At 36.2% G+C, this 13,670-nt stretch carries 4 protein-coding genes; all 4 read left to right on the top strand.

All coding sequences use genetic code 11. The annotated features are described in order from the left end of the window. Nucleotides 1–118: 118 nt before the first annotated feature. Nucleotides 119–4,429: a DNA-directed RNA polymerase subunit beta' gene (rpoC, locus tag ACIQ11_RS00440; protein WP_396151780.1), complete on the top strand. Its 4,311-nt coding sequence runs from the start codon at nt 119–121 to the stop codon at nt 4,427–4,429. A 165-nt stretch (nt 4,430–4,594) separates the two neighbouring features. After that, a complete protein-coding gene (locus ACIQ11_RS00435) occupies nt 4,595–4,903 on the top strand; it encodes a DUF3467 domain-containing protein (RefSeq protein WP_353150085.1) in 309 nt (102 codons plus the stop codon). A gap of 170 nt (nt 4,904–5,073) precedes the next feature. Then, nucleotides 5,074–13,170 (top strand): gliding motility-associated C-terminal domain-containing protein, encoded by an 8,097-nt coding sequence (locus ACIQ11_RS00430; RefSeq protein ID WP_396151778.1) that lies wholly within the window; start codon nt 5,074–5,076, stop codon nt 13,168–13,170. A gap of 23 nt (nt 13,171–13,193) precedes the next feature. Continuing rightward, nucleotides 13,194–13,670, top strand: a 477-nt coding sequence (locus ACIQ11_RS00425; protein ID WP_396151776.1) for a PorP/SprF family type IX secretion system membrane protein, incomplete at its 3' end; no start/stop codon positions are given.

The following is a 13,670-nucleotide window of genomic DNA, read 5'->3' as shown; positions in this document are numbered from 1 at the left end:
CAAAAGTTTGAAAGTCCAAAGTCTAAAGTCATTCGTGACTTTATAAACATTATGACATTTGACTTTCGACTTAAATAAGAATCAATTTTAAATTGCACATAAATCAATAGTAAAAACTATGATGAATAATAGAAATAACAAAGACAAAAGTACAGGAGTTAAAAGATTTAACAGAATAACAATTGGTTTGGCATCGCCAGAAGCCATGTTAGGTGAATCAAGAGGTGAGGTATTAAAACCTGAAACCATCAACTACCGTACACACAAACCTGAAAGAGATGGACTTTTCTGTGAACGAATTTTCGGACCAGTAAAAGATTTCGAATGTGCTTGTGGAAAATATAAAAGAATACGCTACAAAGGAATCGTATGTGACCGATGTGGGGTGGAAGTTACTGAGAAAAAAGTACGTAGAGACAGAGTAGGGCACATCAATCTTGTGGTGCCAATTGCTCATATCTGGTATTTCCGTTCACTTCCAAATAAAATTGGTTACGTTTTAGGATTACCATCTAAGAAATTAGATATGATTATTTACTACGAAAGATATGTAGTAATTCAAGCCGGTATAGCTAAAGGTCCAGAAGGAGAAGAATTAAACAGATTGGATTTCTTAACAGAAGAAGAATATCTAAATATTGTGGATACTTTACCAATGGAAAACCAATATTTAGACGATAACGATCCAAATAAATTTATCGCCAAAATGGGTGCTGAATGTATTATGGATTTATTAGCACGTACTGATTTAGATGAGTTATCATACAAATTACGTCACGCAGCTAATAACGAAACGTCTAAACAAAGAAAAACAGAAGCATTAAAAAGATTGAATGTTGTTGAATCTTTCCGTGAATCTAACAAAAACAGAGAAAATCGTCCAGAATGGATGATTTTAAAGGTAATTCCGGTTATTCCACCAGAATTACGTCCTCTTGTGCCTTTAGATGGTGGTCGTTTCGCAACTTCAGATTTAAATGATTTATACAGAAGAGTAATCATCCGTAACAATCGTTTAAAAAGATTAGTGGAAATTAAAGCGCCAGAAGTAATTTTACGTAATGAAAAACGTATGTTACAAGAAGCGGTAGATTCACTTTTCGATAATACAAGAAAAGCTTCTGCAGTTAAAACAGAATCAAACAGACCATTAAAATCTTTATCCGATTCATTAAAAGGAAAACAAGGTCGTTTCCGTCAAAACTTATTAGGAAAACGTGTAGATTATTCTGCTCGTTCTGTAATTGTTGTTGGTCCAGAAATGAAATTGTTCGAATGTGGATTACCAAAAGATATGGCTGCTGAATTATACAAACCATTCGTTATTCGTAAGTTAATCGAAAGAGGAATTGTTAAAACAGTGAAGTCGGCTAAGAAAATTATCGACAAAAAAGAACCAGTAGTATGGGATATCTTAGAAAATGTTATCAAAGGTCATCCAGTATTACTAAACCGTGCGCCTACACTTCACCGTTTAGGTATCCAAGCGTTCCAACCAAAGTTAATTGAAGGAAAAGCAATCCAGTTACACCCATTAGTATGTACGGCATTCAACGCCGATTTCGATGGTGACCAGATGGCGGTTCACTTACCTTTAGGTCCAGAAGCAATTTTGGAAGCACAATTATTAATGTTAGCGTCTCACAATATCTTGAATCCTGCGAATGGAGCACCTATCACGGTACCTTCTCAAGACATGGTATTAGGTCTGTACTACATGACCAAAGAGCGTTTATCAACTCCGGAACATCCAATTTTAGGAGAAGGATTAACTTTCTATTCTGCGGAAGAAGTAAATATTGCTTTAAACGAAGGAAGATTAGAATTAAATGCTCGAGTGAAAATTAGAGCAAGAGATTTTAATGAAAATGGAGAGTTAGTAAACCAAATTATTCAAACTACAGCAGGTAGAGTATTATTTAATGAAGTAGTACCTGAAGCTGCAGGATATATCAATGAAGTTTTAACAAAAAAATCGTTAAGAGATATTATTGGTAAAATTTTATCGGTTACGGATGTACCTACTACAGCAGCTTTCTTAGATGATATGAAAGATATGGGTTACAAATTCGCTTTCAAAGGTGGATTGTCATTCAGTTTAGGTGATATTCGTATTCCAGAACAAAAAACGCAATTAATTGCTGATGCTCGTGTACAAGTAGAAGGTATTTCTATGAACTATAATATGGGACTTATCACAAACAACGAGCGTTACAATCAGGTAATTGATATTTGGACATCTGCCAATGCACAATTAACGGAATTAGCTATGAAAAATATCCGTGAAGACCAACAAGGTTTCAACTCGGTATATATGATGCTTGACTCTGGTGCAAGGGGTTCTAAAGAACAAATTCGTCAGTTAACTGGTATGCGTGGATTAATGGCTAAGCCTAAAAAATCTACTGCAGGTGGTGGTGAAATTATTGAAAATCCAATTCTTTCTAACTTTAAAGAAGGTTTATCAATTTTAGAATACTTCATTTCTACTCACGGTGCACGTAAAGGATTAGCGGATACAGCTCTTAAAACTGCCGATGCAGGATATTTAACAAGAAGGTTACATGATGTATCTCAAGATGTTATTATCAATTCTGTAGACTGTGGAACATTAAGAGGTGTTGAAGTTTCAGCATTAAAGAAAAACGAAGAAATTGTAGAAACCTTAGGAGAAAGAATTTTAGGACGTGTAGCATTACAAGATGTTGTTAATCCATTCAACTCTGAAGTTTTAATTCATGCAGGTGAACACATTACAGAAGCAATTGTAAAAGCTGTTGAGGCATCACCAATTGAAAAAGTAGAAGTGCGTTCAGCATTAACTTGTGAAGCTAAAAAAGGAATCTGTACAAAATGTTACGGTCGTAATTTAGCAACTGGTAAAATGGCACAAAGAGGTGAAGCTGTCGGAGTAATTGCTGCGCAGTCAATTGGAGAGCCAGGTACACAGTTAACACTTCGTACGTTCCACGTTGGAGGGGTTGCTGGAGGTATTTCTGAAGAAGCAGGAATTTCTGCACGTTTTGCTGGAAAATTAGAAATCGAAGATTTAAAAACAGTAAAAGGAGAAGATGCTGATGGTAATGCTATCGATATCGTAATTTCTCGTTCTACTGAATTAAAATTAGTAGATGTTAATACAGGTATTTTATTAAGTACACATAATATTCCTTATGGTTCTACCATTTTCGTGAAAGACGGAGATAAAGTAGAAAAAGGAGCAACAATATGTAAGTGGGATCCTTATAATGGAGTAATTGTATCTGAATTTACAGGTAAAATTGCTTATGAAGATCTAGAACAAGGACAATCATTTATGGTTGAAATTGATGAGCAAACTGGTTTCCAAGAAAAAGTAATTTCTGAAGGTCGTAATAAAAAATTAATTCCAACTTTACATATTTATGGTAAAGATGGTGAATTAATTAGATCATACAATTTACCAGTAGGAGCACACCTTATGGTTGATGATGGTGAGAAAATTAAAGCAGGAAAAATTCTTGTAAAAATTCCTCGTCGTTCATCTAAAGCAAGTGATATTACAGGAGGTTTACCAAGAATTACCGAGTTGTTAGAAGCTCGTAATCCTTCAAACCCTGCAGTAGTTACTGAAATTGATGGTGTAGTTACTTTCGGAAAAGTGAAAAGAGGTAACCGTGAGTTATCAATTGAATCTAAATTCGGAGATGTTAAGAAATATTTAGTAAAACTTTCAGCTCAAATCTTAGTTCAAGAAAATGACTTCGTAAGAGCAGGAACGCCTTTATCAGACGGAGCAATTACTCCAGAAGACATCTTAAGAATTCAAGGGCCATCTGCTGTACAACAGTACTTGGTAAATGAAATTCAAGAGGTGTACCGTTTACAAGGGGTAAAAATCAATGACAAACACTTCGAAGTAGTGATTCGTCAAATGATGAGAAAAGTAAGAATCCAAGACCCAGGAGATACATTATTCTTAGAAGATCAATTAGCACATACTTCAGACTTCATTTTAGAAAACGATAAGTTATACGGAATGAAAGTGGTAGAAGAAGCAGGTGATTCTTCAAGCTTAAAACCAGGACAAATTATTTCTCCAAGAGAATTAAGAGATGAAAATTCATTATTAAAACGTGAAGATAAAAACTTAGTTTCTGCAAGAGATGTAATTACGGCTACTGCAACACCAGTTTTACAAGGTATTACAAGAGCTTCGTTACAAACAAAATCTTTCATTTCTGCGGCATCGTTCCAGGAAACAACTAAAGTATTAAACGAAGCAGCTGTTGCTGGTAAAATTGATACCTTAGAAGGATTGAAAGAAAATGTAATCGTAGGTCACAGAATTCCTGCAGGTACAGGTATGAGAGATTACGATAACATTATTGTAGGTTCTAAAGAAGAATACAGCGAATTAATGGCTGGAAAAGAAGAATTTAATTACTAATTCTTTTTCTTAATATACTAAAAAGGGCCTATCAGATTTTTCTGTTAGGCTTTTTTTTAAATCAAAAGGTTTTTGTATTATTGCATTAGACGAAAGTCAAAAGTCAAAAGTAAGAAATTATTATTTACCCATTACCTAATACCTAACACCTAATACCCAATAAAAATGGAAAACAACAACCAAGAAGGTCAAATCAATATTGAACTAGACGAAAAAGTAGCAGAAGGAACCTATTCCAATCTAGCCATAATCAACCATTCGAATACCGAATTTGTATTAGATTTTATTGCTTTAATGCCAGGCGTTCCTAAAGCAAAAGTAAAATCTAGAATTATATTAACGCCACAACACGCCAAACGCTTATTAAAAGCATTAAACGAAAACATTCATCGTTTCGAAAGCACACACGGACAAATAAAAGAGGAAGAGCATCCGCCCATACCTTTAAATTTCGGACCAACCGGTCAAGCATAAAAATAGAAACTTCTCATAAAATTGAGAAGTTTTTTTTGTTTATTTTGAAATGATAATAAGGGTATTTTAACAAGAGTTTACATTTTTTGTATTTTTTTTAAGTATTGTTTGTTTATATAAAAAATTTAAATATATTTGTGAATTACACATATTAAACTAAATTACTTATTATGATAAACAATTACGATTCGGTTGTTTCCTGTATTTCATCAGGAACACCACAATCTCAAAAACAAGAGAGCACATCGTACACGGCTACAAAACGAAACTGGTTTTCGTTTGTAATGGTGTTTGTAGCTTTGTTTTCTTTTGTTTTTGTACAAGGACAAACTACATTGATTTCACCTACAGGTGATGGAGGGTTTGAAAATGGAGCGACTTTAGCAGCAAACAACTGGACGGCTGTTAATGGTACTCAAACCAATAAGTGGTGGCTGGGTTCTGTTAGTGTGCCTTCTGCTGGTGCAAATTGCGCTTATATTTCGTCAAGTTCTACAGGAGCTACTTATGCTTATGACGTCAATTCAGCGGCGGTGTCTTCTATATATAGGGATGTTACAATACCTTCAAATCAACCATTGTTAAATGTTAGTTTTAAATGGAAGTCAGCTGGAGAATCATGTTGTGATTATATGAGGGTGTGGGTTGTGCCAGTAACTTATGTTCCAATCGTTGGGACACAAATAGCATCCGGTGCTGGCATTACTCAAGTTGGGGGAAATTTTAATGCTTTAACTACATATCAGAGTTTTACTGGGACAGTAGCACTTACACCTGGAAATAGTTATAGATTAGTTTTTGAGTGGAAAAATGATGGTTCATTAGGTCCATCACCTGCTGTATCTTTAGATGAAATAAATGTTGTTTCTGCGGCTCCGGCTAGTTTTAATGTTGTTCAAGGAGGACTTTGGTCTTCACCAGCTACTTGGGCTGGCGGAGTTGTACCTGGTTCAGGTAATGACGTTACTATTCCTGCTGGCGTAATTGTTACTGTAGATCAAGTATTAAATTACAGAAATATTACGGTCAATGGTACATTACAATGGAATGGTACAGCTAACGCTATGACGGTTTCAGAAGATTTGACAATTGGGGCTACTGGTGGTTTGTTAGCATACACAACTAGTACTTCTCAAACTGCTACTTCTCACCCAACTATTAACATAGCTCGAAATTTTATAAATGAAGGTTATGCCAATTTGGCTTTAGCAACATTAAACTTTAACGGTTCAGGTTCAACATTAAGTGGAGCAGGAGATTTTCAAGGTGGAACATCTGGAATTATAAGAAACTTATATTTTCAAAATACAGGTAGTAACTCTATTACTACATCAAATAATTTAATTGTTTCGACAACATTAATCCATTCGGCTGGTTCATTAAATACTAATGGAAAATTAACTATCGATAATACAGCTCAAGTATACGGACAATCTTTCAATAACCGTTTGGCAAGTATTGCAGTAACCAATATGGGAACATTGTATCCTGTAGCACCTGTTGTTTTTGGAACAGCGGTAACTCAATATGCTAGTGGTGCTGCTGCTGCTGCTGGAACACGTTATGTAAGTGGTAATAATGTATATTTATGTACTACTGGAGGGACGTTTAATGCAACTGCACCTACATCTACAGACTTACAAGCTACATTTGCAACAAGTGGACCAACATTATTGTATATTGGTACTGTTGGGACTATTGGAACACCATTTACTAGTTTAACAGCTGCTTTAACAACTGGAACAATTTATTTCCATGGAAATAATTATTATCAAGCAACATCTATAACTGCCCCTGGAACTGCTGCAAGTATGCCAGTTCATACATCTGGGTTAGTTGGAAATTTACTTTATATCGGTTCGGTTGCAAAAGTATCGCCTAATTTTGATTTGGCAACTGGTACGGTTAGAAGTTTAAATATTATACAACGTGGTTCTGGCTTTACTTCTGTTCCATCAGTTGTATTTAGTAGAGGTGATTTAAGTACTTCGGGTTCAGGTGCTACAGCAACTGCTGTGGTATTCACCTCAATTGCAGGTCCAACTAATAGTTTATTTACAAAAGGTGGGGGAGCAGCTACAATCTCAGGTGGTCTTACAATTAATAATGATCAAGGAGCTAGTATATTAGCGCCAACCAACGAGCAAGCCTCTTCTGGTGTGGGTAATGTTTTTGCTACTAGTGGTGGGGTAAACTATACTGTAGCGCCTCAAGTTGGTTTTTCATTGCCAACCGCATTGAACTTGGTTACTAATCCAGGTTCTGGATATACAACTGCACCTACTGTAACGGTTACAGGTGGTACGTTAGTTTCTGGTACTGCTTTAGCAACTGGAAACTTTACTATAACAGTTAATGATGGGAAAGTAGTTTCAGTATATTTAACGAGTGGTAATGCTTTATATTCTACCTTACCAACACTTGCATTTTCTTCTGGAACAGCTACTTTAGCTTTCCCAGCAAACTGTTTGCCTGCGGCTACAGCTATAATTGGTGGTAATGGACAGATTTCAAACTTTACAATGACAAATTCGGGTTACGGCTATGTTACTGCGCCATCTGTAGGTGTGGGTACAACTTCAGCTACTGTGACAGGGGGTACTTTTACTACTGTTGCAAGCGGTTTTACTGCTCGTATAGGTTTATATAACTTAACAACTGGTTTTTATTTGCCTGCTACTACAGCTGTGGTACAAGGTGATGATGCTGCTATTCCTGCAAATCGTAAGATTAATACGCTTACCATTGCTGGTTCGGGTGCAATGGGAATGAACTTAACTTCAGGTTTGACTTTATTTGGTTCTTCACCTTTTTCAATGACAGCAAGTACTAATGGTACAGGAAATGTATTAGATTTAGGAGGGAATAATTTATTGTTTACCTGGAATGGTTATGGAGGTACAACTTCAACATTTGGAACTTCATTTTCGTACATCAAAAATGGTTCAATGACTTTAACGGGTCGTGGAGGAAGTAGTACATTTAACTATCCATTCTCTGGGACATTTACTTGGTATGCTGGTGATTCTACACCTGCAACTGCTGGTGGTTCAAGTGTAACAAGAGTAACTGTATCTGATACTGCTGCTCCTACTACAACTGTTGCCGGTACGGGTATTGCAACCGGAACAAGAGCTTTTAAAGTTCAATATGCAGATATAGCAACTGGTGTTACTCCAGTTACGGGACTAAATCCAAAAGTTACTTTAAATTACAACAGTCAAGATGCTTTAACTGGAACACAAGATCAACTTTTTGTTTCTGAGTCTAGCGCATTAAATGGCCCATGGACAGTAAGAAGTGTAGCTTCAGGAACAGGTGCTTTAGCAGCAACAGGTTCAAGAGCTACTGCTACAGTTGCTCCAGGTCCTATTGCACCAACAAATAATCGTTTTTATGCTTGGTCAAATTCTGCACCACAAATTACTTCAGTGGCACCTTTAACATTGTGTGCTAACTCAGGTACTTTTACAATAACAGGTACAAATTTGTCAGGTGTTACAGCGGTATCTATTGGTGGTACTGCAGTAACTGCTTTTACTGTTGTATCTAATACTTCGATTACAGGTTATGCTGGTAGCGGTATTACAGGTACAGTTTCTTTAGTTAAAAACGGCACAACCTTTACTGGTACTGATGTTGTTACCGTAACCCCTTCACCTTCAGCTCCAAACGTTACTCCAGCAAATGCTACTGTAAATTTAGGAACAACTGTGAGCTTTACAGCGACTGGTGGTTCAACCTTTGATTGGTATTCCACTGCAACAGGTGGTGCCTCTATCTATACAGGTGCTACCTATTCTGCACCAGTTTGTGCTTCAACAACACTTTATGTAGCAACAAATAATGGTTCATGCGAGGGTGCTAGAACAGCGGTTCAAATTAATGTAAATCAAACCGCTATAGCTGCAAGTATTCCTTATTTCTGTGGGGCAGGTGGTGCTACGGTTTTAACAGTAACGCCAAACGATCCATCGATTACATATACTTGGAGTAGTGTAGGAGGAAGTCCTACTTTTAGTGCAACTACAGGACAATCAGTAACCGTAAATGTTACAGAAACTTCTGATATTAGAGTAACCGCTACTAAAGGATTATGTTCAACTGAAACATATTTATCAATTGGAGTATATGCGTTACCTTCAGCTACTGTAACAACAACTGCTGATGGGGTTTGTCCTGGAACTAGTGCTACGATTGGTTCAGGATTAAGCGCAGGTAACTTTATTAGTTTACCAATAACTCCAAATTTCAGTTTCCCTCCATCTAACGCCGCTACATTGATAAATAATGGAGTAGCTACAGTTTTACCCGATTTATCTTACAGTTATGTTGATGATTTTGATGATTCGGGTTGGAGTAATATTCCAATTGGATTTAATTTTAATTTTTTTGGAACGAATTATAATACACTTAGTGTAGGTACAAATGGTACTGTGTTTTTTGGTGCTTCACCAAATGTTGGAGATTATACATTTACAACTTTACCAAGTACTTCAGAACCTTTTAATATGATTGCTTTATTAGCTATGGATTATGGCTTAGCAGCGACTAATGGAGGATCAATTAAATATTGGTCAGAAGGGTATGCGCCTAATAGAAAATTTATTGTAAGTTATAATGCAGTAAAAGAGTTAGGAGATGATAAATTTAGTACTATGCAAGCTGTGTTCTATGAAACAACGGGTGTTATTGAAGTTCATGTAGTGTCTTCTACAAACGTAGACAGAAATAAATTAATTGGGGTCAACAACGGAGATGGTACAATCGGAGTTTTAGCGTATGCTTCGGGTACAACTGCCTCTGCTACTAATCCAATCGCAAGTCCGTTTGCATATCGTTTTACACCACCAGCAAATTATAATACGACATGGACAGCTACCGATGCAAATGGTACTTCAACTATTGCCACTGGAACTAATGTTTTCTCACAAACGGTTTCACCAGCTATTACAACTACATACTCTATTTCATATACGAACCAGACCACAGGTTGTACTAACGCACCAAATTCTGCTCAAGTTTTAATGACCGTATTGAACAATTTCCCACCAGCAAGTGTTTCTACAATTGCTACATCAAATTCAATTTGTTTTGGTGAATCTGTAGGTTTAAGTTTAAGCTATACTGGTATTACAGATGGTTTAGTTTTCCAATGGCAATCTAGTATAGACAACGGTGCTACATGGCAAGACATTGCTTCGGCAACAGCTACTAGTTTATCTGTTACACCAACAGTACCAACAAGATATCGTTGTAAAATGATTTCGTGTGGTGGTACACCTGGTTATTCTAGTGTTTCTTCAGTGGTATTTAATAATGCTGTAACAGGAACTTCTCCAGGAACACGTTGTGGAACTGGTACAGTTACAATTAATGCATTAGCAAATGCTGGCGCTGTTGTTAATTGGTATGCTGCTGCAACAGGTGGTACTTCATTAGGTACTGGTGTTTCATTTACAACACCAACTATTGCTGCAACAACAACTTATTATGCTGCAGCAGTTTCAACGGCAACAGGTAGTACGGCTTTAGGTTCTGGTGCAACTAACTCTAGTTCATCAGCATCAAGTTTCTTGCCTGGTGGATGGGGTGGAGCTAAAACACAATACATTATTAAAGCTTCTGAATTAATTCAGGCAGGATTAAACGCAGGACCAATTACTTCTTTAGGTTTTGAACCAACTGATTCAGGTCAAACGTATCAAGGTTTTAATGTTCGTATGGGTCTTACTACGGCTGACGTAGCAGGTTCAAGCTTTTTTGCAAATACTGCACTAAGTTTAGTATATACAGGAACACTTACTGATCAAGGTTTTACTCCAATAGCTAATACAGTAAATAACTTAACGTTTGGAACAGGAACAGGAACGGCAAGTACTTTTGTTTGGGATGGAACTTCAAATGTTGTAGTGTCTATTTCTTGGTCAAGAGTACCAGCAGCTAACACGGCAACATCTACTACAATGAAAGTAGATAATGTTGGTTTTATTTCAACAAATTACACATTAGCAGATAATTTAACGCCAGCTGAAATGGCTGATGTTATGACAACATTTGGGACATCTTCTAATAGACCAAGATTTACATTTAATGGTCTAGTAGCTTGTGCTTCTCCTAGAGTTCCAGTACAAGTTACCGTTACCCCAGCTCCAGCTTTAACATTAAGTAGTACAAGTGCTGCTATATGTAATGGTGGTGCTACGTCTGCGGTTACTATTGCAACTGGTGCGTCAAATTATAATACCTATGCGTGGACTCCTTCTACAGGAGTTTCAGGAAACAGTACTACTGGATGGACATTTAATCCAACAGCAACTACTACTTATACTTTAACCGCCTCTCAATCAGGTGGAAGTTTATGTGCTACAACGGCTACATTTACTGCTAATGTCAATGCATTGCCAAGTACGATGAGCATTACTCCAGCTAATCCTGCTGTTTGTGTTAATCAAATACAAAGTTTATCTGTTAATGGTGGAACTTTAGGTGTTAATGGGAAAATAGGATCAGGCATTGCCGTAAATACTACTTCAACACCTTTCAGAGGATTTTGGGGAGGTTCAAAAACTCAAGCATTGTATACTGCAGCTGAGTTAAGTGCTTTAGGTGTTACTCCGGGGATGAACATTACAAGTATTGGTTATAAAGCTTTATCTGGTACTCCTTTAGTATTGAATGATTTTACAGTTCAAGCAGGGTTGGTATCAGATACTACTTTAGGTTCTGATTTTATTGCAGGAGCAAACAATAGTGTTTTTGGTCCTGTAAATTACACACCTACTACAGGTAATGGAAATATTGATTTCCCATTGTCAACACCTATAGTATGGGATGGTGTTTCAAGTTTATTAGTTGAGACTTGTTTTAATAATAATAATGGTGGAGGTACAAGTGCTAACTCAATTTCAATTGAGTCAACAACTGTTCCAACTGGATTGAATTTATATAGAACACAAGATAATTCTTCTGATGTTTGTTCAAATGCTAATTTACCTTCATCTACAACAACTAGACCAAATCTTAGAGTAAACGCTCTGTTTACTACAAGAGTAGTTTGGTCTCCAGTTACAGATTTATATACTGATGCTGCAGCAACTATACCATATGTAGCTAATACAAATGCTTCAACTGTTTATGTGAAACCTTCATCAGTTAATTCTATGACAATCGTTTCGACATCAACTGTAGTATCTACAGGATGTGTTACAACAGCTAGTGTAACTATTGCAGATACTACTAATCCAGTAGTAGTTACTCGTCCTTTTACGCTTCAATTGAATGCTGCGGGTACTGCAACACTAACGGCTGCTCAAGTAGATAATGGTTCTTCTGATAACTGTAGTATTGCTACGTTAACAGTGAGTCCTACTTCATTTACTTGTGCTAATGTGGGACCAAATACGGTAACCTTAACAGCTACAGATGCTAGTGGAAATACACATTCTCTTACAGCTGTGGTTACAGTACAAGATCAAGTAGGCCCTACAGTGGTTACTCGACCATTAACAGTTCTATTAAATGCAGCTGGTTCAGCAACTATTACCCCAGCTCAAATTAATAATGGTTCTACAGATACTTGTGGTATCAGTTCTGTTACAGTTAGTCCAAATACTTTTACTTGTGCAAACTTAGGTCCAAACACGGTAACTTTATCTGTTACAGATGTTAATGGAATTGTTTCAACAGGTACTGCTATAGTAACTGTAACAGTTGATTTTTCAGTAACAGGTGATAATGATTTAGATGGTTCTCCAGATAATTGTGACCCTGATGATGATAATGATGGTGTATTAGATAGTAATGATAACTGTCCTTTTCAAGCGAATTCAAATCAAGCAGATAATGACGCTGATGGATTGGGTGATGCTTGTGATAATGATGATGATAATGACGGTGTATTAGATGGTTACGATAACTGTCCATTTATTTATAATCCAGGTCAAGAGGATATTGATAAAGATGGAATAGGTGATATTTGTGATTTGGTAGAAATTAATGTTTCAGAAGCAATTACTCCAAATGGAGATGGTGTTAACGATACTTGGTTTATTAATAATATTGAAAAATATCCAAACAATTCAGTTAAAGTTTACAACCGTTGGGGTGATTTAATTTTTAGTAAAAATAATTATCAAAATGATTGGAATGGTACTTATGTTAACGATGGAAATAATATTCCTGATTCGTCATCTTATTACTATCAAATCGATTTAGACGGAAATGGATCAATTGATTTCAAAGGTTGGATTTATATTACCAAATAATTTAAATGTAAAATTAATATACAATGAAAAAAATTCAAAATATTGGCATAGTACTACTACTTTTAATAAGTAGTAGTGCTTTAGCTCAGCAAGAAAGTATACTAGCTTTTTATGGTAATCATTTAAATTTAGTTAATCCAGCCGCTGTTAGTGTTAACGGAGAAACTCAATTCAGAACTAGTGTTAGACAACAATGGGCTGGTGTTAAGGATGCACCACAAACTCAAGCGGCATCATTTATGTCACCACTAAAAAACAATTTAGCGATTGGTGTTTCCGTGGTAAGAGATCAGGTTTTTATTGAAAAACAAACATTTGTAGCCGTTGACTTTTCTTATAAAGTAAAATTAAATGAATCATTAAATTTATTTATGGGTATTAAGGCTGGTGGAAATAACTATGAAGTAAACACTACTGGTTTGCAAACTTATAATTATAATATATCCGATCCAAGTCTTCAGTCAATATCTAGATTTAACCCAAACATTGGAGTTGGTTTT

The organism is Flavobacterium sp., assembly GCF_044361065.1.
Classification (GTDB): Bacteria; Bacteroidota; Bacteroidia; order Flavobacteriales; family Flavobacteriaceae; genus Flavobacterium.
Note: the sequence above shows the minus strand (reverse complement) of the source record. Positions and strands in the feature narration are given on the sequence as shown.

Coding starts and splice junctions, on each gene's coding strand:
- rpoC (WP_396151780.1), top strand. CDS start 119: ATGATGAATAATAGAAATAACAAAGACAAAAGTACAGGAGTTAAAAGA.
- ACIQ11_RS00435 (WP_353150085.1), top strand. CDS start 4,595: ATGGAAAACAACAACCAAGAAGGTCAAATCAATATTGAACTAGACGAA.
- ACIQ11_RS00430 (WP_396151778.1), top strand. CDS start 5,074: ATGATAAACAATTACGATTCGGTTGTTTCCTGTATTTCATCAGGAACA.